This is a genomic window from Mesorhizobium sp. M8A.F.Ca.ET.057.01.1.1, from assembly GCF_003952565.1.
In the GTDB taxonomy this organism is placed as follows: Bacteria; Pseudomonadota; Alphaproteobacteria; order Rhizobiales; family Rhizobiaceae; genus Mesorhizobium.
Genome location: NZ_CP034454.1, coordinates 2,168,606 through 2,193,463, shown reverse-complemented (window position 1 = coordinate 2,193,463; position 24,858 = coordinate 2,168,606). Strand labels below are relative to the sequence as shown.

23 protein-coding genes and 2 pseudogenes are annotated in these 24,858 nt (G+C 63.9%); 17 read left to right on the top strand and 8 right to left on the bottom strand.

Going from position 1 to position 24,858, the window contains the following annotated elements; genetic code table 11:
* Window positions 1–61 precede the first annotated feature (61 nt).
* Window positions 62–649 (bottom strand): dihydrofolate reductase family protein, encoded by a 588-nt coding sequence (locus EJ077_RS10060; protein ID WP_208701624.1) that lies wholly within the window; start codon window positions 647–649, stop codon window positions 62–64.
* Window positions 650–757: 108 nt separating this feature from the next.
* Between EJ077_RS10060 and EJ077_RS10055 the strand changes: the two genes are divergently transcribed.
* The 3 genes from EJ077_RS10055 to EJ077_RS10045 all read left to right on the top strand — a co-directional run bounded on the left by EJ077_RS10055 (window position 758) and on the right by EJ077_RS10045 (window position 3,236).
* Entirely contained in the window at window positions 758–1,174 is a 417-nt protein-coding gene (locus EJ077_RS10055) for a winged helix-turn-helix transcriptional regulator (protein WP_208701622.1), read from the top strand.
* Window positions 1,175–1,303: 129 nt separating this feature from the next.
* Complete coding sequence (gene dinB, locus EJ077_RS10050) at window positions 1,304–2,551, top strand: DNA polymerase IV (protein ID WP_208701620.1); 1,248 nt, start codon at window positions 1,304–1,306, stop codon at window positions 2,549–2,551.
* 301 nt (window positions 2,552–2,852) lie between these two features.
* A complete protein-coding gene (locus EJ077_RS10045) occupies window positions 2,853–3,236 on the top strand; it encodes a YkvA family protein (RefSeq protein WP_208702963.1) in 384 nt (127 codons plus the stop codon).
* Between the two features lie 78 nt (window positions 3,237–3,314).
* On the opposite strand, the gene EJ077_RS10040 is transcribed toward EJ077_RS10045, so the two are convergent.
* Window positions 3,315–3,848 (bottom strand): sterol desaturase family protein, encoded by a 534-nt coding sequence (locus EJ077_RS10040; protein ID WP_208701617.1) that lies wholly within the window; start codon window positions 3,846–3,848, stop codon window positions 3,315–3,317.
* Between the two features lie 182 nt (window positions 3,849–4,030).
* On the opposite strand from EJ077_RS10040, the gene EJ077_RS10035 reads away from it, so the two are divergent.
* The gene (locus tag EJ077_RS10035) at window positions 4,031–4,495 is read left to right on the top strand and encodes an NUDIX domain-containing protein (protein ID WP_208701615.1); all 465 of its coding nucleotides are present in this window, start codon (window positions 4,031–4,033) and stop codon (window positions 4,493–4,495) included.
* Window positions 4,496–4,626: 131 nt separating this feature from the next.
* Here EJ077_RS10035 and EJ077_RS32760 read toward each other — a convergent pair.
* A pseudogene (locus EJ077_RS32760) lies at window positions 4,627–4,791 on the bottom strand (hypothetical protein); the annotation flags it as partial.
* Here EJ077_RS32760 and EJ077_RS10030 point away from each other — a divergent pair.
* The 3 genes from EJ077_RS10030 (at window position 4,739) to EJ077_RS10020 (ending at window position 8,786) form a co-directional block, all read left to right on the top strand.
* On the top strand, window positions 4,739–4,948 hold the full coding sequence (locus EJ077_RS10030; RefSeq protein WP_208701613.1) for a hypothetical protein: 210 nt from the start codon (window positions 4,739–4,741) through the stop codon (window positions 4,946–4,948). The pseudogene EJ077_RS32760 and the gene EJ077_RS10030 overlap by 53 nt on opposite strands.
* Before the next feature lie 179 nt (window positions 4,949–5,127).
* Window positions 5,128–5,976 carry a class I SAM-dependent methyltransferase gene (locus EJ077_RS10025; protein ID WP_245458705.1) on the top strand — a complete coding sequence of 283 codons (849 nt, stop codon included), beginning with the start codon at window positions 5,128–5,130 and terminating at the stop codon, window positions 5,974–5,976.
* Window positions 5,977–6,164: 188 nt separating this feature from the next.
* Window positions 6,165–8,786 (top strand): EAL domain-containing protein, encoded by a 2,622-nt coding sequence (locus EJ077_RS10020; RefSeq protein ID WP_208701609.1) that lies wholly within the window; start codon window positions 6,165–6,167, stop codon window positions 8,784–8,786.
* Between the two features lie 32 nt (window positions 8,787–8,818).
* On the opposite strand, the gene EJ077_RS10015 is transcribed toward EJ077_RS10020, so the two are convergent.
* A complete protein-coding gene (locus tag EJ077_RS10015; protein ID WP_208701607.1) occupies window positions 8,819–10,003 on the bottom strand; it encodes a Gfo/Idh/MocA family protein in 1,185 nt (394 codons plus the stop codon).
* A gap of 142 nt (window positions 10,004–10,145) precedes the next feature.
* Between EJ077_RS10015 and EJ077_RS10010 the strand changes: the two genes are divergently transcribed.
* From EJ077_RS10010 to EJ077_RS09965, 10 genes are all read left to right on the top strand, one after another.
* The gene (locus EJ077_RS10010; protein ID WP_208701605.1) at window positions 10,146–11,039 is read left to right on the top strand and encodes a MurR/RpiR family transcriptional regulator; all 894 of its coding nucleotides are present in this window, start codon (window positions 10,146–10,148) and stop codon (window positions 11,037–11,039) included.
* 78 nt (window positions 11,040–11,117) lie between these two features.
* A complete protein-coding gene (locus tag EJ077_RS10005) occupies window positions 11,118–11,900 on the top strand; it encodes an SDR family oxidoreductase (protein WP_208701603.1) in 783 nt (260 codons plus the stop codon).
* A 38-nt stretch (window positions 11,901–11,938) separates the two neighbouring features.
* Window positions 11,939–13,441: a mannitol dehydrogenase family protein gene (locus EJ077_RS10000; RefSeq protein WP_208702962.1), complete on the top strand. Its 1,503-nt coding sequence runs from the start codon at window positions 11,939–11,941 to the stop codon at window positions 13,439–13,441.
* A 34-nt stretch (window positions 13,442–13,475) separates the two neighbouring features.
* Window positions 13,476–14,390, top strand: a complete 915-nt coding sequence (locus EJ077_RS09995) for a sugar phosphate isomerase/epimerase family protein (protein WP_208701601.1) — start codon at window positions 13,476–13,478, stop codon at window positions 14,388–14,390.
* Window positions 14,391–14,479: 89 nt separating this feature from the next.
* On the top strand, window positions 14,480–15,604 hold the full coding sequence (locus EJ077_RS09990) for an ABC transporter substrate-binding protein (protein ID WP_245458704.1): 1,125 nt from the start codon (window positions 14,480–14,482) through the stop codon (window positions 15,602–15,604).
* A gap of 218 nt (window positions 15,605–15,822) precedes the next feature.
* A complete protein-coding gene (locus EJ077_RS09985) occupies window positions 15,823–17,304 on the top strand; it encodes a sugar ABC transporter ATP-binding protein (protein ID WP_245458703.1) in 1,482 nt (493 codons plus the stop codon).
* The gene (locus tag EJ077_RS09980) at window positions 17,301–18,485 is read left to right on the top strand and encodes an ABC transporter permease (RefSeq protein WP_245458702.1); all 1,185 of its coding nucleotides are present in this window, start codon (window positions 17,301–17,303) and stop codon (window positions 18,483–18,485) included. Before EJ077_RS09985 ends, EJ077_RS09980 begins: the two co-directional genes overlap by 4 nt.
* Window positions 18,482–19,462: an ABC transporter permease gene (locus tag EJ077_RS09975; protein WP_208701599.1), complete on the top strand. Its 981-nt coding sequence runs from the start codon at window positions 18,482–18,484 to the stop codon at window positions 19,460–19,462. Before EJ077_RS09980 ends, EJ077_RS09975 begins: the two co-directional genes overlap by 4 nt.
* A gap of 268 nt (window positions 19,463–19,730) precedes the next feature.
* Window positions 19,731–20,615 (top strand): hypothetical protein, encoded by an 885-nt coding sequence (locus EJ077_RS09970; RefSeq protein WP_208701597.1) that lies wholly within the window; start codon window positions 19,731–19,733, stop codon window positions 20,613–20,615.
* An 82-nt stretch (window positions 20,616–20,697) separates the two neighbouring features.
* Entirely contained in the window at window positions 20,698–21,087 is a 390-nt protein-coding gene (locus EJ077_RS09965; RefSeq protein WP_245458701.1) for a nucleoside hydrolase, read from the top strand.
* Window positions 21,088–21,267: 180 nt separating this feature from the next.
* Here EJ077_RS09965 and EJ077_RS09960 read toward each other — a convergent pair whose 3' ends face one another.
* From EJ077_RS09960 to EJ077_RS09945, 4 genes and pseudogenes are all read right to left on the bottom strand, one after another.
* Window positions 21,268–21,576 (bottom strand): DUF1236 domain-containing protein, encoded by a 309-nt coding sequence (locus tag EJ077_RS09960; RefSeq protein WP_208701595.1) that lies wholly within the window; start codon window positions 21,574–21,576, stop codon window positions 21,268–21,270.
* A gap of 74 nt (window positions 21,577–21,650) precedes the next feature.
* Window positions 21,651–21,872, bottom strand: coding sequence for a hypothetical protein (locus EJ077_RS09955; protein ID WP_210212163.1), 222 nt, complete (start codon window positions 21,870–21,872; stop codon window positions 21,651–21,653).
* A 498-nt stretch (window positions 21,873–22,370) separates the two neighbouring features.
* A complete protein-coding gene (locus EJ077_RS09950) occupies window positions 22,371–23,120 on the bottom strand; it encodes a hypothetical protein (RefSeq protein WP_208701592.1) in 750 nt (249 codons plus the stop codon).
* A 72-nt stretch (window positions 23,121–23,192) separates the two neighbouring features.
* Window positions 23,193–24,694: pseudogene (locus tag EJ077_RS09945) on the bottom strand (DUF87 domain-containing protein).
* Window positions 24,695–24,858 lie beyond the last annotated feature (164 nt).

Genomic DNA, 24,858 nt, shown 5'->3' with positions numbered 1-24,858 from the left:
AGCGGGCAAAGGATTCCGGCCAAACGGCTTTTTTATCGGCGCGAGGCCCGTATGCGCCGGATCAGCCCGCCGGCGCGTAGCGGCTGACCACCATGCCGCAGGCATAGGCCTTCGAGCCGAGCAGCCGCAGGTTTCGGAAACCGCCCTCGTCGAAGATGCGGCGGCCGGCGCCCAGCACGGCAGGATTGACGAACAGCTGGAACTCGTCGACCAGCCCGGCCGCGATCAGCGCCGACGCAAAGCCGGCGCCACCGAAGACGGCCATGTTGCCGCCCTCGCCCGCCTTCAGCGCGTTGACCTCGCGCGGCAGGTCGCCGCTCACCACCGTCGTGCGCTCCCAACGCGAGGCTTTGAGCCTGTCGCTCGGCACCACCTTGCGCGCTTCGACGATGCGCCGGGCGAAAGCATAGAAGGGATCGGCCGGATATTTCCTCGCCGCATTGCCCCAATGGGTGAGATAGCCCTCCTCGGCCATCTTGCGGCTGAGCAGGATGGTGTCGATGCCGGCGAACACGGCGTTGAAATCCTGTTTCAGCTCGGCGTCCCAGCCATTGTCGTCGCCCCACTCCCAAAGCTGCCACGGGTGATCGGCATCGGCGCCGACGAAACCGTCGACCGACATCTGCATCTGCAGGATGAGCCTTTTCATCGAGTGTCCTTTTCAGATTTGCTCAGCTATGGTTTACTTTCGGAACCATTTGACCTGCCGGGAAAAATGATGTCAATAGTAAAGTGATTTAAAATTGGAACCATAGGGATGTCGACGCGCGAACGATCCGCATGCCCGATCAACCTGTCGCTGGAACTGTTCGGCGACCGCTGGACGCTGCTCATCATCCGCGACCTGATCTTCGCTGGCAAAAAGCATTTTCGCGAGTTCTTGCAATCCGATGAAGGCATTTCCTCGCGCACCCTGGCCGAGCGGCTGCAGACACTGCAGGACGAAGGCATCCTCACCCGCAGCGACGACCCGAGCCACGGATTGAAGGCGATCTACCGGCTGACCGAGGCCGGCATCGATTTGCTTCCGGTGCTTGCCACGCTCGGCGCCTGGGGCAGCAAGCATCGCAAGGCCGATGACGAGCTGGCCCGCATCGCCGAGGAACTGGCGGCCGGCGGCGAACCGGCGCTGGAACGGATGAAGGCAGCGCTGCGAGCGGAGCATGTTGTGTAGGCGGGGGCGATTGGACCGAAAGCAGCGGGATTCCGCAACGTTGGCGCCCGGAAGCTCCAGATTGACAATGGTCCGCTTTTGTTCTCTATATGTTCCGGTCTATCAGCAATCGCGGATGAGCGGAACAGGATGGAAACGACGGCCACCATCCTGCATGCCGATCTCGACGCCTTCTATGCCTCGGTCGAGCAATTGCTCGACCCCACCCTGCGCGGCAAGCCGATCGCGGTCGGCGGCGGCGTGGTGCTTGCTGCCTCCTATGAGGCGCGCGCCTTCGGCGTGCGCGGCGGCATGCCGGGGCGCAAGGCGCGCGAGCTTTGCCCGCAATTGATCTTCGTCGGCGGCAATTTCAGCCACTACCAGCGGCTGGGCGACGCGGCAATCAAGGTGCTCGACGATTTCACGCCGGTGGTCGAGCGCATTTCCATCGACGAGGCTTTTGCCGATGTCGCCGGCTGCACGCATCTGTTCGGACAGCCAGAAGAGATCGCCACGATGATCCGCCGCCGTGTGCGGGCAGAACTCGGCCTGCCGATCTCGATCGGCGTGGCGCGCACCAAGCACCTGGCCAAGATCGCCTCGCAGGTTGCCAAGCCCGACGGGCTGGTGGTGGTCGACCCCGGCATCGAGCTTGCCTTCCTGCACGATTTGCCGGTCTCGCTGATGTGGGGCGTCGGGCCGGCAACCAGGGCGCGGCTTGCCGAGACCGGCGTCGAGACCATCGGCGAACTGGCCCGCACCCACAGCGGCGCGCTGACGCGGCTGCTCGGCCCCGCCGCCGGCGACAAGCTCGCGGCCCTGGCGTGGAACCGCGATCCGCGCAAGCTGGAGACGAAGCGCCGGGCGCACTCGGCCGGCGCGCAATCGGCACTCGGGCAAAAACCGGCCGTGGCGCGGGTGATCGTGCCGACACTGCTGCATCTGGCCGACCGCGTCGCCAGCCGGCTGCGCGCCAAGAACCGTCCCGGCCGCACGGTGACGGTGCGCGTGCGCTTCGCCGATCTCAGCGCCGTCACGCGCTCAATCACGCTGGAACAGCCGATCTCGGCGACCATCATGCTGGCCGAGATCGCCGGCGACTTGGTGCGCGGCGTGCTCGCCGATCACCCACGGGAGAAAACCATCTCGCTGCTGGCGATCTCGGTCTCGCATCTGGAGGAGAGCGCCGAACTGCAGCTCGACCTGCCGCTCGGCCTTGCCGACGAAAAGCGCCGCCCCGGCAGCCGAAAGGGCCTCGCGCGCTTCGGCGCCGACCGCGCCATCGACAAGATCCGCGAGCGCTTCGGCAAACAGGCGGTCGGCTACGGCACTTTGGCGCTTGAGACAGCCCGTTCGGTGCCCGACGAATTCAGGGAACTGGCGGAAAAGGAACTGTGAGCGGAGGAGCCCTCCCCGTCGCTCACGCCTTGCGGATCAACGTGCCGAACCAGGCGGCGCCGCGGTCACGGCCGACAGCAGCTCGCGCTTCACCAGCACCGGCTTTTGATAAATCTTCCTCACGGCAGTTCCCTCACGCCCAAGCATCTGGCGGCAACTAGCATCCGGCAGGCACGGCTTGTCAAGACGAGGCGAAATTGGGTAGCGGGTCAGTTTGCAGATCGCGAACATGGTTGCAATGATCGAAGCGAAGGGAGCGGAGACGCCGACGCTTCGAGATCTTATCAAAGAGGGTTGCCGTGTGATCATCCTTGACAAGGCAAAGCAATGGGCAAGGGCCATCAAGCGAGATGTGGTCGCCTTGTGGCTGGCCGCACGCGATCCCCGCGTTCCCTGGTACGCCAAGGTTGCTGCAGGCGCGGTTGCCGCCTACGCGCTCAGTCCTATCGATCTGATACCCGATTTCATTCCCGTCCTCGGATATCTGGACGATCTGATCATCGTACCGCTCGGCATCCTGCTTGCGGTGAAATTGATCCCCGCCGATCTGATGGCGGAGTTTCGCGCGGAGGCCATTCGCCGATCCAGGCCGACCAGCCGCGGCGGTCTCGCATTCATCGTTGGAATTTGGGTCCTGATGGCCGCCGCGCTCATCTGGTTGTTCTGGCCAGATCGCTCGGCCTAGATTTCAGGCCCGGCGTTTATCATCGCCCGGCAGATCACAAATCATGTTGGTGGCCTGTCGAAACACCCCCCGCCCACGTCAAAGCCGCGCGGTGCCGAAAATCCGATCCCAGAATATCGACGTCACGCCGAAATTGGCGCTTTCGTCGACATGGTGGTGCACCGCGTGGCGGCGCTTCAGCATATAGAGATAGCTCGGATGGGTCGGATGCCAGTGGTGGATCATGTGGTGGACGCTGATGTACCAGAGGTAGCCCAGCATCAAACCGCAGCTCACCGCGCTGGCGGTCGCGAAATCCGAGACCATCCAGACAGGCAGGAATGCCACCAGCGCATGCACGCCCAGGCTGAGCCAGGTGGGCGTGCCCACCGGGCTGCGCTCCTCGACATGATGACGGTCATGCAGGTCCCGGATCCAGGGAACGTGATGCAGCACGAACCGGTGCAGGACGTATTCGATCAGCGTCCACAGGCCAAGGCAGATCAGCGCGGTGCCGATCCAGTCCGGCGCGCTTTCTTCTCCGGCCTCGATCAGCCCGGCCACGCCGAGTACGGCGATCACCAGCGGATAGACCACGAAGTCGCTATAGTAGCCGATCAGACCCAGCTGCATTCGGACGAATCACCTGACTTTCGACGCCGCCCCAAAAGCGATGCTATCAGATTGCCGGACTCGCGTTTGAGGTGCAATGCGGATGCGCCTGACATAGCGTCGCAATTTCCCGGTGCAAGATCGGCAGTTATCAACGCAGGATCGACCGACTTCGCACCAGTGCCGCAAACGGACATGCAAACATGGCAAAACGCAGTGCCGGCCTGCTGATCTATCGCCGCAGCTTGGGTGACATCCAGGTGCTGCTGGTCCATCCCGGCGGCCCGTTCTGGGCGAAGAAGGACAATGGCGCCTGGTCGATCCCCAAGGGCCTCGTCGACCAGGGCGAGGACGAGCTGGCGGCGGCACGGCGCGAGACCGGGGAAGAACTCGGCAGGAAGGTCGAAGGCTCCTTCGCGCGCCTCGGCGACTACCGGCAACCGGGCGGCAAGATCGTCTCGGCCTGGTCCGCCGAGGCCGACATCGATGTCGCCGCCATCAGGAGCAACACCTTCACCATGGAATGGCCGCCGCGATCCGGATCGATGAAGGAATTCCCAGAGGTCGACAGAGCCGGTTGGTTCACATTGGCCGAAGCCGAGGTGAAGATTTTGCAGGGCCAGCGCCCGATGCTGTCGGATCTGGCGGAGCAACTGGATGCCGGATAGCTGCCGGCCTGTGCCGTCAGGTCGTTTCGCGCAGGGATCCTTAGCCTGTCCAGCAGGTCAGCCTCCGGAATAAGGTCGCTCGCGGCGAGCACGATGCCATCGAAGCCATGTCTGGCGAGGAAGGTCAGATGCGCTGCTTCCTTTTCAGGATCGGAGTCGGAATTGCACAGGATCGTCGAATAGCCGTGCTCGCGCACAGCCTGGTCGCAGGCGCGCACCGACGCCAGCCTGCACGACCCCTGCGTGACCGCCTTTCTGATCGACCCGACCCTGTTCGGGGGCGTCGACGCGTTCATCGACGTCGAATGCGATCAAGCCGGCGCCTATGGCCGCACGCGGGCAACGCTGGTCGAGAGCGGCGCCGGCAGGAGCCAGCCGGTCTGCCGGGTCATCACTGAGGTTGACGACGAGCGGCTGTTCCAGCTCATCGACCAACGGCTGCGCCGGCTTTAGTTCACGGCGAAGAACTCGCCCGAACCGCGCCGCCGTCCACGGCGGGGCATGCGCCGCCGCGAACCAGGGTACGGGGTCGTAATACCTTGGGATTGACGTGCACTCTCACCCGCTGCAATCTGCGTTAACCAGCTGTTTACCATGCCGCGGCTGAGATCGGGGGCAGTTTGGAACCGTTCATGGACGCGAACCTCCTGAATTGGGACGATCGGGCAGAGCTGCACGCGACTGACAGAACCGGCAGCTATCGGATCGAAAACGTTCTGTCCGGTGGATCCAATCTCTATGAGCTGGAAACACGCGAGATCGGTGACATATTCGGCAAGGACATCGTCCATCTGCAATGCCACATCGGGCTCGATACGATCAGCCTCAGGAATCTCGGCGCGGGCAGTGTGACCGGCCTGGACTTTTCACCAAGGGCGATCGCCGCGGCGCGGGTTTTCGCCTCCAAGGCGGGCAGCGACGTTCGCTTCGTGGAAGCGCCGCTATACGAGGCTGTCGAGGCGCTCGACCGGAACTATGATATTGTCTACGTCACCTGGGGGTCGGTGAACTGGCTTGACGATGTCTTCCGTTGGGCCCGGGTGGTCGCCGATCTTCTGCGGCCCGGCGGCCGGATCTACATGGCCGAGGGCCATCCCTTGATGTTCCAGTGCAATCGCAAGGCTGCTGCGCTCGAGTTGAAGGACGATTGGCGAACGCCGGTGGCGCGGCCTCTCGTCTGGAACGAGGATCTGACCTATACCGGCGATGAGCGCACCTTGAAGCATCCTCGCTACTATGAGTGGATTCATCCGATCAGCGACGTCGTGAACGCGCTGATCGCAGCGGGGCTGTCGCTCGATTTTCTCAATGAGCACGACACGGTTTCCTGGCAGCATTTTTCATTCGCGGTAAGGGCCGGCAAGGATATGTACGGCCTGCCGGAAAACGCTCCCAAGATTCCGATGGCCTATTCAATTGGGGCAACCAAACGGGGCGTCGGGACGTATCGGATCGTCCAGAAGAAGGTCAATAGCCACTAGTTTCGCCATATGCGAATTCCGGTGCGGTCCACGCGCCCCGATCTCCAAGGCGCAAAAATTTTAAGGACTGTGAAGGCTAAAATTAAGTTATTGCGAACTAATATTCCCTTGATGAGGCTCTTCCGGAGAGCCTGACAAGCACAAGGAATCTCGCCTTATTGGCTCTATTCGCCAGCATGCCCGGCCGCATGAAGGAGGCCGTCTTTTCCCCGGCGCGGATTCCGGTGGCGATCGCGGCTGTGGTCATTGCCGTTTGCGCGGCGTTCGCCGACCACCAGAACAAGATCTTTTCGGATCAGGCCGCCCGCGCGCACGTCCTGACCGAAGTGGATGTCGTTCGCGCTAAGCTCGAAGGGAACATCAACGGCGACCTACAGCTGGCGCGAGGACTGGTCGCGGCAATCGCGACCGAGCCGTACATGGGACAACAGCGTTTCGCAGAGCTTGCCAGCAGATTGTTCAACGAAGAATCTCAAATTCGAAATATTGCTGGCGCGCCCGACCTGGTCATTTCCTTGATGTATCCGATGGCCGGCAACGAGAAGGCCGTTGGCCTCGATTACCGCAAGAACGACCAGCAGCGTGCGGCTGCCTTGCGTGCGCGTGACGAGCGCAAGCTCGTTCTCGCGGGCCCAGTCGATCTGGAGCAGGGAGGACAGGGCTTCATCGGTCGATTTCCGGTATTCGTAAAAGGTGCGGGAAACACCGACCGGTTCTGGGGAATCGTTTCGGCGGTCGTCGACATCCAGCGCCTTTACAGAGCGAGCGGGCTGCTCGACGAGAATCTCGGGATTGATATCGCCCTCATCGGCAGCGACGCGCCCGACGCAAAGGGAGCCCGGTTCTTCGGTGACGAACGGGTCGTCAAGAGCGATCCGGTGATGATCGAGGTTACTATACCGTCAGGCTCCTGGCAGATCGCGGCGATCCCCAAGGGCGGCTGGCCGAGCACCCCGGCCAACGCCTGGCTGCTGCGAGCGATCATGATGGTCGCGGCTGCGCTGATCTTGTCCCCATTTCTGATGGCGGGAAGGCTCATCGATGAAAGGCAGCGGAACTATTGGGAACTGCATCGGCTGTCGCAACGACTGGAACTAGCTCTGGAAGCATCCGCCATCGGAGTGTGGGAGCACGATCTGGAAACCAACTATTTAGCGTGGGACGATCGCGTCAACGAAATATACGGTAGAGAGCCCGCGGGACCACGTGGATATCCGGATTGGGCCGGTGCCATTCATCCGGCCGATCTGCCTCGTGCACTTGCAGATTTCGACAAAGCCGTGGCCGGACGGGGCACATATTCATCCGAATACCGGATCGTTCGTCCAGATGGCGAAATTCGCCATGTCCGGTCCAGGGCGATCTTTTACGAGACCGCAAACAATTCGCCGCGAATGGTGGGGGCGGAATGGGACGTGACATCCGATGTTGTGCTGAACACCGATCTGGTTCGTGCAAAACAGCTGGCCGAGTCGAAAAATGCGGAACTCGAAGCTGCCAACGCACGCACGGAACATGTCGCCATGCACGATTCGCTGACGGATTTGCCCAATCGGCGTTACCTGGACCAGGTCCTGGACGGTTATGCCGCACAGGCTAGGCTGAACGGCGGCCATGCCGCACTGCTTCATGTGGATTTGGACCGCTTCAAGCACATCAACGATACGCTTGGCCACGCGGCAGGCGACGCTATGCTGGTGCATGCGGCATCCGTTCTCAAGTCCAACGTCGGCGATCGAGGTTTCGTCGCCCGGGTTGGAGGAGACGAATTCATCGCGCTCTGCGCGATAGACGAGGATGATGCCCAGGCGGGCGTGCTCGCTGACTGCATTATCGAAGAGATGCGCAGGCCTGTTTACTACCACGGTCACCAATGCCGTTTTGGCGTCAGCGTTGGAATTGCAATCGACGATGGTCGGAGCGCTGATACCCGGCAGCTGCTGGTAAATGCCGATATCGCCCTCTATCGGGCAAAGAAACGCGGCCGTAACCGGCATGAATTCTTCAGCGGCGAGTTGCAAAGCGAAATCGTCAACACGAAGAGAATTGCCGACGAAATTCTGGCGGGCTTGGAACGAAATCAATTCATCGTATTCTACCAGCCTCAATTCAACGCCAGGACGCGGGAGATCGTGGGCGTTGAAGCCCTGGCGCGATGGAACCATCCTGAGAAGGGCATTCTGACACCCGACGTTTTCCTGAAGACCGCGGAAGAACTGAATGTCGTCTCGACGATAGACCGGAAAATCCTCCAGCAATCGCTTCTGGATTTCGAAGCATGGTCCGCGGAGAAGATTGGCGTTCCGCGCGTGTCGGTCAACGTTTCAGCACGGCGCCTTCACGATGAGCAACTCATAGCGAGTTTGCGAAATCTCGACATCAGGAAGGGAACGTTCTCCTTTGAACTCGTCGAGTCCATCTTCCTCGACGACAACGATGACCTGATCACGTGGAACGTAGAGCAGATCAAGCAACTCGGCATCGACATCGAAATCGACGACTTCGGTACCGGCTACGCCTCAATCGTCAGTCTGCTCAAATTGCAGCCTCGCCGCCTGAAGATAGACCGCCAGTTGGTCGATCCAATCGTGAATTCGCCCCAGCAGAGGCAAGTCGTGTCTTCGATCATCGAAATCGGCAAATCCCTCGGCATCGAGATCATAGCGGAGGGTGTCGAGACGATGGAGCACGCCCGTCTGCTCAAGGCGCTTGGCTGCGACATTCTGCAAGGCTACGCCTTCGGGTACCCCATGGATTCTGATGGGCTGAGAAGATTCGTTCGATCTCGCCGGTTGTCCGTCGCCGGCTAATTCTATTCGAATACCCAAGGCTTGGCGCCACCTCACCCAAACCGCGCCGCCGTCCACGCTCCACCAGCCGCATTCGACTCCACCGCCGCGGCGACGAACTTCACGCCGCGCGCGCCGTCGACCACGTCGGGCACCTGCGCCGCGCGGGCCGGATCGACCGCGCCCCCCGAGCGGTGGGCGCGGATGATGTCGGCGGCGTCGCGGTAGAAATTGGCGAAGGCCTCGATATAGCCCTCCGGATGCGCCGCCGGCATGCGCGACACGCGGCGGGCTTCCGCCGTCGAGCCATGGCCGCCGCGCACCAGCGTGCGGGTTTCCTCGCCATGGACGGAAAAACGCAGTTCCTCCGGCCGCGCGCCCGACCATTCGAGCCCGGCTTTGTCGCCATAGATGCGCACCGAGAGGTCGTTGTAGTGGCCGGGCGACGTCTGGCTGGCCAGGATCGTGCCGCGCGCGCCGTCCGTCCAGCGCACCAGCACATGGGCATTGTCGTCGAGCCGGCGTCCGGGCACCGCGGTGAACAGGTCCGCCGACACCGTCTCGGCCTCGCGGCCGGAGATGAAGCTTGCCAGGTTGAAGGCGTGCACGCCGATATCGGCCAGCACCGCCGACTGCCCTGCCCTCGCCGGATCGGTGCGCCACTCAGCCTGCTTCTGGCCGTCGGCGTCGATCGGCTTGGTCAGCCAGTCCTGGATATAGGCGCCATGCACCGACACGATCCGGCCGAGCTCGCCCGCCATCACCATCTCGCGCGCCTGGCGCACCATGGCGTAGCCGGTGTTGTTGAGGGTGACGACGAAGCGCCGCTTTTTCGCGCGCGCCAGCGCCACCAGCGCTTGCGCGTCATCGAGCGTCGTCGACAGCGGCTTGTCGCAGATCACGTCGATGCCGGCCTCCAGAAAGGCGGTGGCGATCGGCGCGTGCAGATGGTTGGGCGTGACGATGACGATCGCCTCGATGCCATCCGGCCGCGCGGCCTCCGCCTTGGCCATGTCGCGATAATCGGCATAGCTGCGGTCAGGCTGGATACCGATTTCGGCGGCCGAGGCGGCGGCATTGTCCGGGTCGGACGACAGCGCGCCGGCGACCAGCGCGACCTGGTCGTCGAGGCGCATGGCCAGCCGATGCACCGCGCCAATGAAGGCGTTGCGGCCACCGCCAACCATGCCGACGCGCAGACGCTTGCCCGCCGACCCCTCCGATGTTGCGTAGACCATGTTTCCTCCTCCTGACTATCCCCGTCGAACTACGGCGCCGTAGAGCGCCAACCTTGAATGTTCATATTACTTCACGTAGCACTTCGAACAGGATTTCCAATTTCCATATTGTAAAACGATCGTATCGCGCTAGCCTGAATTCATGAGCGGGGCGAGAAAACCATCCGGACGATCCAGTGCCGACGAGGCGGCAACGCGCAAGCGCGGGCGTTCGCTGGCGGCCCTTGGCTATATACAGCCGCAGACCTACGAAGAGCTGCGCGCGGTGCTGTCGTCCGGCACGGTGCATTTTCCGAAGCGCCTGCGCCAGGTGGCGATCTTCCTGTGGCAGCATCCGAGCGAAGTCGCGCTGGGCACCATCGCCCAGGTGGCGGCGCAGGCCGGCGTGCAGCCCTCGACGCTGGTGCGCTTCGCCCAGATCTTCGGCTATTCCGGCTTTTCCGATTTCCAGGGCCTGTTCAAGGACCACGTCAAGGGTTCCTGGCCGGAAGGCCGCGGCGAGCAGCGCGCCGAAGCCGAGCCCAATGCCGCCTTGCATTTCCTGCACGGCATGGTCGGCGCCTCGCAGGCCTCGCTCGGCCGCATCGAAAGCGGCTTCGATGTCGAAAGCTTCGACAAGATGGTGGCGACGCTTGCCGACGCCGACCTGATCTACGTCATCGGCTCCAAGCGCGCCTTCCCCGTCACCACCTATCTGTCGCTGACGCTTTCGCAGCAAGGCGTGCGCAACGTGCTGGTCGACAATGTCGGCTCGACCGCGCTCGACCAGGTCGGCTGCATCGGCAGGCAGGATGCGGTGCTGGCCGTGTCCTTCAGCCCCTACAATTCGATCACGCCCGACCTCGTCGCGGTGGCGCACGAACGCGGCGCCCACATCGTCACCGTCACCGACAGCACCTTCTCGCCGCTGATCCGGCTCTCGGACAGCTGGCTGGAAGTGGTGGAATCCGACTTCGCCGGTTTCCGCTCGCTGGCCGCCTCGCTCGCCGTCGGCATGGCGCTGGTCCAAGGGGTGGCCGCGCGCCGCGGCACATGAGCCGCCGCTGGCACAATTGACTATCGGGAATTTGCCTTCCATATTTCAAAAACTAGAAACTTTGTTCCGGGAGGAGGAATGGAGCTTCATCTCAACGGCAAGGTCGTGTTGGTCACCGGCTCGACGCAAGGCATCGGCCGGGCAACCGCCGAAGGGCTGGCGCGTGCCGGCGCCGGTGGCCTGCTGATCACCGGGCGCGACAGCAAGCGTGGCGATGCCGTGGCTGCGGAACTGTCGGCCATCGGTACGCCGACACTCTTCGTCGCCGCGGACCTCGGAGACCCGGAAACTCCCGCCCTTTTGGCGCAGGCCTGCATCGAGCGCTTCGGCCGCATCGACGGGCTGGTCAACGCCGCCGGCCTGACCGACCGTGCGTCCTTCCACGACGCGACGCTGGACGACTGGGCGGCGCTGTTCGCCGTCAACGCGCGCGCGCCGTTCTTCCTGATGCAGGCCGCGATCGCCGACATGAAGAAGCGCGGCCAGGGCGGCGCGATCGTCAACATCCTGTCGATCAACGCCCATTGCGGCTCGCCGGAACTCGCCGTCTACTCCGCCACCAAGGGCGCGCTGGCGACGCTGACCAAGAACGCCGCCAACGCCCACCGCTTCGATCGCATCCGCGTCAACGGCATCAACGTCGGCTGGACCGACACGCCGGCCGAGCGGGTGATGCAGGCCGAGACGCTCGGAAATGGCCCGGGCTGGCTCGACGCCGCCAATGCCGCGCAGCCCTTTGGCCGGCTGCTCAGGCCGGACGATATCGCCAACCTCGCCGTCTTCCTGCTTTCCGACGCGGCGGGGCCGATGACGGGCGCGGTGATCGACCAGGAGCAGTCGGTGATCGGGGCGAACCGGTGAGCGCTGCCTCGGCATCGCTGGAAACGCTCGGACCGGCCATGCTTGGCCGGCTTCCCGCCGCCGTGCAGAAGCCGGCTTACGACCGCGCATCGCTGTCAGCCGGCATGGCGCATCTCGGCGTCGGTGCCTTCCACCGCTGCCACCAGGGCGAATACACCGACGACCTGCTCTCGCTCCAGTTCGACCGCTGGGGCATTGTCGGCATCAACATCCGCCCGCCCGCGCTCGCCGACACCCTTGGCCGGCAAGGCGGCCTCTACACAAGACTGATCCGCGAGAACGACCATGTCGAGGCGCGTGTCATCGGCAGCATCGTGAAGGTGGTCGACAGCCAGGACAGCGCCGATCCGGCGCTCGCCGTGCTCGCCTCGCCCGACATCGAACTGGTGACGATGACGGCGACGGAAAAAGGCTATTGCCATATCCCGTCGACCGGCGCGCTCGATCTCGGCCATCCCGACATCGTCCATGATCTCGCCAACCCGCAAGCGCCGCGCAGCCTGCCCGGCATCCTGGCGCGGGCGCTGGAGCAGCGCAGGGCCGCGCATGGCCGGAAGCTGACACTGCTCTCCTGCGACAACATCCCGACCAACGGCGTCATCCTGGAAAATGTCGTGCGGAGCTTTGCCGAACGGCGCGGCAATGGCCTAGCCGAGTGGATCGCCGCCAATGCGGCCTTCCCTTCCGCCATGGTCGACCGCATCGCTCCGGCTGTGACACAGGATGATCTCGACAGCGTCGAACAATGGTTCGGCTACCGCGACGGGGCCGTTGCGGTGGGCGAGCCGTTCCGGCAATGGGTGATCGAGCAGAAATTCGCCGGCCGCATGCCGCGCTGGGACCTGGCCGGCGCGACCTTCGTCGATGACGTCACGCCGTTCGAGCATCTCAAGATGCGGGTGCTGAACGGGGCGCAGACGACGCTCGCCACACTCGGCGTGCTGGCCGGGCTCGAACACACATTCGATGCCATCGCCGACCCGCTGCTGTCGGTCTTCGTCAAGCGCATGCTGGTCGAGGAGACGCTGCCGACACTGACGTCTGTGCCCAGCATGGAGCCGTTAGCGTATGTCGAGCAGAGCCTTGGCCGGCTAAAGAACACAGCGATCCGCCATCGCAACCACCAGATCGCCACCGATGGCTCGCAGAAGATCGTCCAGCGCCTGCTCAACCCGATCCGTGACCGGCTGAGCCAAGGCGCCGGCATCGGCCTGCTCTCGGTGCCGGTCGCCGGCTGGATGGCCTATCTCATCCTGGCCTCGGCGCGCTTCGGCAAACGCTGGCCGGTGTCGGATCCCTATGCCGGCAGGATCGCCGCGATCGCCGACGAAGCCGGACGCGATGCGCCGATGCTGGCTTCCGCCATCCTGGCCATCGACACGATTTTCGACCCCGGCCTTGCCGCCGACGAGACGTTTCGCAAGACGGTGACTTCAGCGCTGGGCGAACTGCTTTCGGACGATCCGATGGCGGCCGTTCGACACAGCCTGGAACAAGACGGAGTCGCGAGGTTGAAGCGATCCAAACAATCGGCATTATAGGCATCGACCGCGGGTTCGCGGTCAGGGAGGCATGATGAAACTTGGACTGCTCACCGCACCGTTCGCGGAGACGCCGCTCGGCGAGGTCGCCGACTGGGCAAGCTCCGTCGGCTTCGAGGCCTTGGAAATCGCCTGCTGGCCGAAAACCTCCGGCGCCACCCGCCGCTATGCCGGCACAAGCCATATCGACGCCGCCGGCACCTCGGCCTCGCAGGCGAAAGAGATTGCCGCCGCGCTGGCGGATAAGAACATGTCCATCTCCGGCCTCGGCTACTACCCCAACCCGCTGCATCCCGATCCCGCCCACCGCGAGGCCGTCATCGGCCACCTGAAGAAGGTCATCGTGCTGGCCGCCAATATGGGCGTTCCCGTCGTCAACACCTTCTGCGGCGGCGATGCGTCCAAGACGGTCGACGTCAACTGGCAGGACGCACTGAAAGTCTGGCCCGAGATCGTCGCCCATGCGCGTGACCACGGGGTGAAGCTCGCCTTTGAGAACTGCCCGATGATCTTCAGCTATGACGAATGGCCGGGCGGGCACAACATCGCCTATTCGCCGCAGGTCTGGCGCCGCATCCTGGAGAGCTGGGGCGGCGATGTCGGCATGAATTTCGACCCCTCGCACCTGGTCTGGCAGATGATCGACCAGGCCCGCTTCATCAGGGAATTCGGCCCCTACATGCTGCATGTCCACGCCAAGGACCTGATGATTGATCATGATGGTTTGTACGAGCGCGGAATCCTTTCGGCCGGGATAGGCTGGCAGGTGCCGCGCATGCCGGGGCTGGGCGATGTCGACTGGAGCCGCTTCTTCTCCGGCCTCTACCGCGCCGGCTATGACGGCTCGGTCATCATTGAGCACGAGGACAGGCGATTTGAAGGCAGCGACGAGCAAGTGAAGCGGGGTTTTCTGCTCGCCCGCGACGTGCTGCGTCCCTTCGTCAAATGACGGCAAGGCGCGCCATTTGACTCTGTTTGTGAGTGGCACGGCTTAACGGGTTGGAACTGAACTGAAAAACAATGTGGAGGAAGACTGAAATGAAGACATATCTGACCATGGTTCCGCTGCTTGCAAGCGCGGCTCTGCTCGCCTCGGTGGGCATCTCGTCGGCCGCCGGCAAATACACGATCGGCATCTCCAACACCGTGCAAGGCAATGGCTGGCGCGAGGAGATGGTCTGCGCCATGAAGGCGCAGGCGCTCGCCTCGGGCGAAGTGGCCAAGCTCAACATCGCGCACCGCAACACCGATGCCGCCGGCCAGTTGGAAGACATCCGCAACCTGATCAGCGCCAAGGTCGACGCCATCGTCGTCAACCCCGCCGATCCGGCCGGCATCAAGGCGGGTCTTGAAGAAGCCACCAAAGCCGGCATCGTCGTCGTCGCCGTCGACCAGGCGGTCACCGAACCGTCGGCCTACATCATCTCCAACAACCAGGAGCAGTACGCCTATCTCGGCGCCAAATGGCTGTTCGGCCAGATGGGCGGCAAGGGCGAGGTGTTCTACATGCGCGGTGCCGCCGGCGCCTCGGCCGACTCGGATCGCGACAAAGGCTTCAAGAAGGCGCTGGCCGAATTCCCCGATGTGAAGGTCGCGCAGGAAGTCTTCACCGGCTGGCAGCAGGACCAGGCCAAGCAGCAGATGCTGTCGTTCCTGGCCACCGGCACGCCGTTCAACGGCGTATGGACCTCCGGCATCGACAACGTCATCGTCGACGCGCTGGTCGAATCGCAGGCGCCGCTGGTGCCGGTTGTCGGCGCCGACAATGCCGGCTTCGTCGGCCAGCTGAGCTCGGTCAAGGGTCTTGTGGGGGCCGCCGTCACCAACCCCGGCTCGATCGGCGGTGCCGGCGTTACGCTCGCCCTGCAGATCCTCGACGGCAAGAAGCCGGCCCAGCAGACCGTGCTGGTCAACCCGCAGCTCTGGGACAACGCCACCGATGAAGGCAAGGCCAAGCTGAAGGCCGCCGCCGATCCGTCGCTGAGCCACGAATGGCCAGTCTCGATCTCGATCCCGGATTGGACGACTTATACCAAGGAGCAGATCGTGGCCTGCAAGGGCCCGGGGAGTAAGCAGGCTCCTGCTAACCTTCCGTCGGTGCTGCCCCTCACCTGCCTGCCGGCATCCTCTCCCCGTATAGTGACGGGGAGAGGGACGCCGTAGTCGCCGGTTTCGCCGATCTTCAGCGTTGCAGGAAGGGCACCGGCGCCCCAAACAGCTTCTCTCTCCCCGTCTACGGGGAGAGATGTCCGGCAGGACAGTGAGGGGCGGCGCCGACATTTGAAATGATTTGAGCACATAAATCGAGAACCAATCAATTTGACCACCAGCCCCTCCTCGACGCCTCCGGCGTCGCCAAGAATTACGGCGCGGTCGCTGCCTTGCGCAACGCATCACTCTCGGTCCTGCCGGGCGAAGTTCACGCGCTGATGGGCGCCAATGGCGCCGGCAAGTCGACGCTGGTGAAGATCCTGACCGGCGCCATTTCAGCAAATGCCGGGCGCATCCTGATCCGGGGCGAGGCGCGCGACATACGCTCGCCGGCGGCCGCGCGCCGCGCCGGGCTGTTGCCGGTCTACCAGGAGCCGTCGCTGATCCCCGATCTCGACGTGCTGTCCAATCTGCGGCTCACCGGCACGCCGGTGGAGCCGTTTCGCGCCTGGGTGCGCGAACTCGGCATTGCCGACCTCGACCTGCGCGACACCGCGCGCGACATTCCGCTCGCCGTGCTGCGCGTGCTTGATCTGGCCCGGGCGCTCGCCGTCGAACCCGACGTGCTGCTGCTTGACGAGATGACCGCGGCGCTGCCCGCCAACCTTGCCGAAAAGGTGCTGGAAGTGGTGCGGCGCCAGGGCGACGCCGGCCGCGCGGTGATCTTCATCTCCCATCGCTTCGTCGAAATCGCGGCCCTTTGCGACCGCGCCACCGTGCTGCGCGACGGCGAGACCGTCGGCGTCGTCGACATCGTGCCGGGCGTCGAGGAAAAGATCGTCGAGCTGATGCTGGGCACCCGCATCGAAAAGACCAAGGTCGCCGCCCGCAGCGCCGTGCAGATGGCAACGCCCGCCACCGCCCGGCCGCGCATCACCGTGAAAAACCTGCGCGTCGGCACCAAGCTCAGCGATGTCTCCTTCGATCTCGCCGATGGCGAAGTGGCCGGCGTCGTGGCGCTGGAAGGCCAGGGCCAGGACGAGCTGTTCGCCGCCCTTGCCGGCTCGATCCGGCCATCCGGCGGCACGATCGAGGTCGACGGCCAGACAGTAAAATTCTCACACCCGATCGACGCCATCCGCGCCGGCATCGCCTATGTGCCAGGCGACCGTTCCGAGGCGCTCGCCATGCAGCGCTCGGTGCGTGAGAACATCGCGCTGCCCTTCAGCGCCGCCTTGCGCACCTGGGGGCCTATTCATATGCGCAAGGAGCGCGCCACGGTGGCAAGCGCCATCCAGCGCCTGCAGATCGACACCCGCGCCCAGGGCGAGGTGCAGCGCCTGTCCGGCGGCAATCAGCAGAAGGTGACGATCGCGCGCTGGATCGCGGCGGACGCCCGCACCATCCTGTGTTTCGACCCGACACGCGGCATCGATGTCGGCACCAAGCAGGAGATCTATCATTTGATGCGCGAACTCGCCGGCCACGGCAAGTCGGTGCTGTTCTACACCTCGGAACTCGAAGAGGTGCAGCGCGTCTGCGACCGCGTCATCGTCATCTTCGGCGGCCGTCTCGTTGACATCTTTCCGGTCGAGGAAGCCGACGAACCGGCGCTGATGCGCGCCGCCTACGGCCTGCCGCGTGGCGCCAAGGCCGATATCGGCATATTGGCCGACCCCACCGCCTCCGATGCCCCGGAGGCGAAGCCATGAACCATTTCCTGCGCCGCCAGGGCTGGGTGTCAGGCCTGTTCGCCTTGCTCATCGTTCTGTTCATCGTCACCAAACTGATCCAGCCCGGTTATGGCAGCGGCGATTTCGGCTCGCTGGCGCGGGCGGTGCTGCCTTACGCCTTTGCCGTCGCGGCCCAGACCGTCGTCGTCATCGCCGGCGGCATCGACCTCTCGGTCGCCGCCATGATGGCGCTGACCAGCGTCACCGCCGCCTCGATGATGGCGGGCGCCTCCGAGGAATACGCGCTGTTCGTGGTGCCTTTCGTGCTCGCCATGGGTTTTGTGCTGGGCGCGCTCAACGGTCTGCTCATCGTCGTCACCCGGGTGCCCGACATTGTCGTTACGCTCGCCATGCTGTTCGTGCTGCAAGGGGCGGCCCTGTTGGTACTCGGCGCGCCGGGCGGCAGCGCCGCCGAATGGCTGAAGGCGATGATCTCGGGCACCGTGCCGATACCGGGCCTGCCGGACACCATCGACGCCTGGCTGCCCAAGGCGCTGCTGGTGCTGGTCATCTGCCTTTGCGTCATCTGGATCCCGCTCCGGCGCTCGCGCCTCGGCCTTTCCATCTACGCCATCGGATCGAGCGAGCTGGCGGCGTTCCGCAGCGGCGTGCCTGTCGCCCGCACAAGGGTCATCGCCTACGCGCTGTCCGGGCTGTTCGCGGCCATGGGCGGGCTGGCGCTGACCATGAGCACCGGCATCGGCGCCCCCATTCCCGGCCCCTATCTGCTCGCCAGCGTCGCCGCCGTGGTGCTGGGCGGCGTGGCGCTCGGCGGCGGCAAGGGCGGCCTGCTCGGTCCCATCGTCGCCGTCTTCGTGCTGCGCCTGGTGCGCACGGACCTCACCTTGCTCGCCATCGACCCCAACGTCACCGCCATCATCGAAGGCGCCATCATGGTGGCGGTCGTGATGTTCGGGGCTTTCATCACGATGGGGGGCGGCAATGATAGGCTGGCATCGGCACGCGCTTCTTCCTTCCCCCTTGTGGGGGAAGGTGGCCTCGCGAAGCGAGGTCGGATGAGGGGTGTTCCAGGGAACGCAAACGCCTCATTCTGTCACACACCCCTCATCCGTCTCGGCGCTGCGCGCCAATCCACCTTCTCCCACAAGGGGAGAAGGCAGAGAAGCGCCGCGCCACCCCAATCGCGAGCCACCCCATGAGCACCACCGCGATCACCCCCGTCCCCTTCGGCCGCCGCCTAAAACGCTTCATGGCCGACCGGCCGCTCGTCCCACTGATCATCCTGCTCGTCATCCTGGTGGTGATCCTGCAGATCCTGCGTCCCGGCATCGTCAACGAGCGCTGGATCGCCAACACCATCAAATTCGCCATTCCGCTGGCGATCCTTGCCGGCTGCCAGACCATGACCATGCTGACCGGCGGCATCGACCTGTCGGTCGGCACGGTGGCGACGATGAGCGCCTTCATCATGGCGACGCAGATCGTCAGCCAGGACCCGGCGGTGGCGTTCCTGCTGGCGATGATGCCGGCGGTGCTGATCGGCCTCGTCAACGGCATCGGCGTCGGTGTCTTCCGCGTCCACCCGCTGATCATGACGCTTGGCACCAGCCTGATCGGCACCGGCTGCCTGCAGGTCTACCAGCGCACGGTGATCGCGTCGGGGGCCAAGATCCCCGACTTCCTCGCCTGGCTCGGCACCGGCGTCACTTTTGGCTTCCCCAACGCGCTGCTGCTCTTCGTGCCGCTGGCGGCGCTGATCGTCTTCACGCTCGCCCGCACCGGCTTCGGCCGCCTCCTCTACGCCGTCGGCGACAATGAGCGCGCGACGCGTCTGTCGGGCGTGCAATACTGGCAGGTCATATCAGCGCTCTACGTTACCTCCAGCGTGCTCGCCGGCATCACCGGCCTGCTCTATATCGGCCTGATCAAGGCCCCTTCCCTGTCGCTCGCCGAACCGCTGGTGCTGCCCTCGGTGGCGGCGGCCGTCATCGGCGGCACCTCCATCTTCGGCGGCCGCGGGGGCTACACCGGCACCATCATCGGCGCGCTGATCCTCACCGTGCTGACGACGCTCTTGACCATCCTGCAGATGCCGGAGGGCGCTAGAAGGATCTTGTTCGGGTTGATCGTGCTGTTCGTCACGGCGGCGTATTTGCGGATCGTCGAGGAGCGGTGAAAGGATCCCGCGAAGGCCACCGTTTTGGATCATGAAGCAATCCAGTGCCTGCGCACAAGAGATAAGCGGCGAAGGAATCGATTTTGAGAAGCTCGCCGCTTCCGTATTTTTGCCAACTATATTAGTCCTTGTTGATATGTATTGGCGTGATGCATTGGACACCACTATTTGTTTTCGGCCAGCGTTCACTTTGAACCATTGTTTAACCGCCTATGCTTCATTCTGTGAAACGCATGCACAAGGCATGTGAAACCCGAGAGCTTGCTCGATGCAGATCATGCCGGATTTCACCGTTACGATACAGAAGCTGATGTCGGCCAAGAGCGGCTTTGCAGGCGCCAACCAGCCCGCGTTCGCGAAAGCAGGCACGGCGCTGCGGACCGAGCCTCCTGTCATTCGTCCGGGTGCAACAGGTGATGAGGACGACACCGAATACGATCCGTTCGGCAGCTTTGGCCAGGCCGCTGGGGCGCAGGCGTCTTCACCCATCAGTGCAACGTCCACCACGACGGCACAAGACCCTTATTTGCGCGCGGGCGTAGCCAACTTTGACGAACTCCAAGCGGAGTATACACGCTTCATCGGCTCGATGGTCGAGGCAGACCGCCGACACGAAGATTCCACCGTTGCGCGCAACTTCATCCCCACGGGCGAGACACCGGAAACGGTGATGGCGATGGGAGAATATGACTATATGTGGGCCGTCCAGGACGAGATGGAGGCCGCTGCCGACCGCAGCCCGCAGGCGCAGGCCAACAAGGCGATCAGCAACCAGAGCCTGACCTACGGTGATGCCGGCAGGATGACTTCGGATGCCCTGTTCAGCCTGCAGAAGGCACTGCCAGCTTTGAACACCGCCTTGGCGAGTGTCACCCCCGAGGCCATTGAAAAGCGCCTGCAAGGCATCGGCGACGACCCGAAACGCCAGCTTCTCGCGCAGCAACTGGCCAGGAGCGATATGCTCTTTGCCAAGAGCAATCTGCGCTACGTCGCCAGGATAGTCAAAGGCATCGAGGGTGGCCCCAACAAGGTGACTGGCGACATCCTGCTCAAGAACCACCAAGGCCAGTACCAGCTGGGCGATTTCTCGATTTCGCTCGAGGGCGAGGTGTTGCTGACCTCCAAGGACACGTTCAAGGCATTCACCGGCTGAGCTTGTCCGAGGCGCCGGCGTCTTGACGGCACCCAACTGATCGCTGGGTCTATGGCCTGACGCCGGAACAATATCGAAAGAAGTGGAGCTGCCTTCCAACTGCCCGATGGTGGCGCCCGGCGGCCCGATCGCCAAGTTCGTCCTCGACATCTGGAAGTTCATTGCGACCACGCATGGGGGCCTTCTGCAGATCGAGTATCCCGCCGTCCATGACGCGTGCTGCGTCGCGGCCATGATCGACGGAAGCGTCTTCACCACCGAGAAGGCCGATATCCGCGTCGAAATCGCCGGCCGGTGGACCAAGGGCATGACGGTCTGCAATTTCGAGAAGATGGGCGGCATGCACCATTTCGGCGGCACGGCGAGCGAGCAGGTCGATTTCCGCCATACCGTGGCGATGAAGCTCGACCATCCGAAATTCTGCGACCTGATCATCGACGCGCTCGAGCGACTGACCCGCGGCAAGGCATGACGCCGCGTTGCCAGGGCGACCTGGGCAACTAAAAGCCGGCTATTCGCGGTTGAAGATCACCCCCCCGAGCGGGTCTCGGCGATGTTCACAGGGGATGAAGTGGCCCCCAATAATGAACCCGCCGTGCCATTTGCGGCGACGGCGGGTTGCCTCGTGCCGATCCAGGTCGAACTACCGGCATCACTCGATGATCTGCACGACCCTGCGTGTATCGGGGTCCACCAGAACCGCATGATCTCCGACGACGGTATATTTGTACCTGACGTCGGGGACGTCGATTGTGTGAAGCTCGACGGTGTCGGGAAGAGCGGAGCCGACGTTGAGTTCGACACCGAGCAGGCTGACGGATGCGAGCTTTTGCTTGTGGATGTATTCGCGAACAACCGTCTGCTGCTCAGGCTTGAGGACTATGACGTCTTCCGCGAAGGAAACACCAATTCCACCCACAAAGGCGACAGCGGCGACTGCGCCGACAAGATATCTTTTCATGATAAGTCCTTCTTTGTTGTAACTGAGAAGCAGTTTCGAACGCCAGAACTGTTCTGGCTTCTACTGCCGCCACATCAGCCGCCATTGGCCGGTGCTGCGGGCTTCGCTGGCGCTGAAGTGGCCGGGACTTCCACCTTTGGCGCTTCAACCTTCACGTTGATGTCCTTCCCGCCGCCATGGATATTGATGACACCGGTAAATATCAGCAGGACCACGATAGCGATGATAGCAAGAACAATAGCGACCGCAGTGCCGCCGCCACCTCCAGAATTAACAACAGTTGGGCCGTCAGCCATGACTTTCTCCTCTCCTATTCTTGAGTTGTCACCGATTAGCAACGACTTCCGCTGCATTGCGTTCCCCGGCAAGGCTTAGGTCCAGGAAATGGTCCGACTGAAGTCTTATGGCGCAGCCCAATGTGTTGCCCGCACGCTCAGCGCGCGCGCGCGCAAATAGACCTAGGCTTCCGGATGTTTCGAGAGCGCGGCAAGCCCAGTGACCTGTACCGCACGCCACGGTCCATCCGGAGAAGCCTAGACTGAAAAAGAACCTGCCCCGGCGTTAACCGGGGCGGGTGCTCTCCGTTTACCAGTCCAGTAAAGCAATCGACGGCTACCAACCTCCAATGGCCGAGAGCGTTCCACCGAAGTTATGACTATTGCGTCGTGCCGCGCGCCGGGCACTTGGAGGGACCGTTTCACTCCCTCCACATCGCCCACCACCCCATCGGAATGGCGAGCGGTGGACGGTGTCATCACCGTCCAGTAAGGGCGGCGTCTCGCGCTGTGTTGGCCTCACCAGAAGCCGATGAATGACCTCAATATCGCGGCGGGACTGATCGCCTGCCTGCAGGTCATGCGAAATCCGGCCCGGCCCGTTGCCTCAAGCACGTCGTCGTCGACGTCGCGCAGGATTCTGTGCGCATTGCGCCAGCCGATCCTGGCCAACGCGGCTGCCAGATCCGCCCGGGCAGGATCGAACGGGCCCTGGTTGACGGCTGGGTCCGAAGGCCGGTCGATGTCGTTGCTTGCGCCGATCGCGTGCCGCGGGATTGTCACCGCGGTGCCGGCGTCGAAAGGCGGGGAAAGATCGAGAAAACCGGAAATGGAACTCAGGCACAGGGCCGGCGTGGAAACGAGCTGTTCGTAGCTGACGAAATGCACCGGCGCGCCGGTGCGGCGAAGCGCTTCCATGGCGAAGTAGAACTGGTTCCAGTAGTCAGCCGGCGTGCGGAACCTGTACTCCATCTTGGGTTGCGTGAAATCCTGCCTGATTTCGAACGGCTGGTTCAGGAACGGACCGAGATATTTGGCCGGCCTGAAGATGCTGTCGTTCCGGGAGAAACGGAACCATGACAGAAGCTGGGTAATGGGGTCCTTGCTCATCACGATGATGGGCAGGTCTCCATATTGCAGCGCGCGCCCCTTCATGAGAGCCGGAAAGACCCCGTGCTTCCAAAAGCCCTGGTCGAAGGAGACCGGCATGCCGAGGTGGGTTTCGATCAAATACTTGGCGAGATTCGTGCCCGATCGCGGCGTCCCCATGACCCGGATCCGCGCGGCATTGCCACCGGGCTGCGTCAGCGATCCACCGGGAGCTGGGCTAGTCATCGGCCCTCACAGCGCCAGACTGCCCTGCTCCGTCGCCTCGGCGTTGGGGTCGCCCGGCGCGGTGGCCCAGGCGAGTTCGACCAGCGTCACCGTGCGCTTTCCCGTGCCGTCGAGCTGGCAGACGATGAGGCCCTGCTCCTCGATATAGGTCAGCAGCCGCCTGGCCCGGCGCATGGAGTGCGAACCATAGGCGCGGGCGATCGCGCCATCGCTCGGGCACGGCCAGCCCTCCTTCGCCGCGCGCGCGATCATCATGAACACGCCCTGCATGTCCTCCGGCAGCAGCGAGGCGCGCACCGAGACATCACGCCACGCGCCATCCTCGGCCATGTCCGACCCCACCCCGGCACGGGCGCGCGTCAGCATGCGGCGAAATTCCTGCAGATCGGGTATGACCGAAGCCAGCCCCTCGATGCGACAGCGCACCACGAATTCCTGGTAGAGAACGCCGATGACGCGAAATCCCGCATCGGGTTCGGCCAGGATCGCGCGCAGAATGCGGTCCATCCGCTCGCGCCGTTCGGCCAGATCCTCGGCGCTGGGCGCGGGCTCCGCCGGTTCGGGCCGAATGTCGCGCGGCGCCGCCTTTGCCGCCATCAGCTGCTCGAGCAGATCCGGCGACGCCACCCGGCGCGGCGCGCGCATCGTCTCGGGCGGCGGGGCGGCCAGGATGATGGCTCGGGCATCCTCGAGCGCCGCCTCCGGCAGCGGCATCAGCCTGGGCGTGCCGTTGCGCGGGCTGGTGTCGGTCGGACCGATGCGCAGGCCGAGCGGCCGCCGCGACAGCGCCGGCCCCAGCGCCATGAACTGTCCGCGGTCCAGGTCGCGAAAGGCTTCCGCCTGCCGGCGCTCCATGCCGAGCAGATCGGCGGCGCGCGCCATGTCGATGTCGAGGAAGGTGCGGCCCATGAGGAAGTTGGAGGCTTCCGCCGCGACGTTCTTGGCGAGCTTGGCCAGCCGCTGCGTGGCGATGATGCCGGCAAGCCCGCGCTTGCGGCCACGGCACATCAGATTGGTCATGGCGCCGAGCGAGAGTTTTCGCGCCTCGTCGGAAACCTCGCCGGCCACCGCCGGCGCGAAAAGCTGCGCCTCGTCGACCACCACCAGCATCGGGTACCAATGGTCGCGCGCGACCTCGAACAGCCCGCCGAGGAAAGCGGCGGCGCGCCGCATCTGGTTCTCGGCATCGAGCCCTTCCAGGTTGAGCACTGTCGAGACGCGGTGGATGCGCGCCCGCTCGCCGGCCGCCTGCAGGCCGCGCTCGGTGTGCTCCTCGGCATCGATCACCAGATGGCCGTAACGCTCGCCCAGCGAAACGAAGTCGCCTTCGGGTCGATGATGGTCTGCTGCACCCAGGGCGCGCTCTGCTCCAAGAGCCGTCGCAACAGATGCGACTTGCCGGAGCCCGAATTGCCCTGCACCAGAAGGCGGGTCGCCAGCAGTTCCTCGAGATCGAGCTTCGCCGGGGCGCCCGCCGTCGTGTGTCCCATCTCGATCGCAACGGTCATGCCAGACTCATCGGCTCCTTCGCAGACGGGCTTATCAACCCGATCGCGGCCCGTCGAGCCGCGCAGGCCACGCGATTCGCGTTGCGCACAGCCGAGACAACGATGACGTGGCCACGATGGACGGCCGGAAACCGCGCATCGCCTGCCGGTTACTGCCTCGGGCC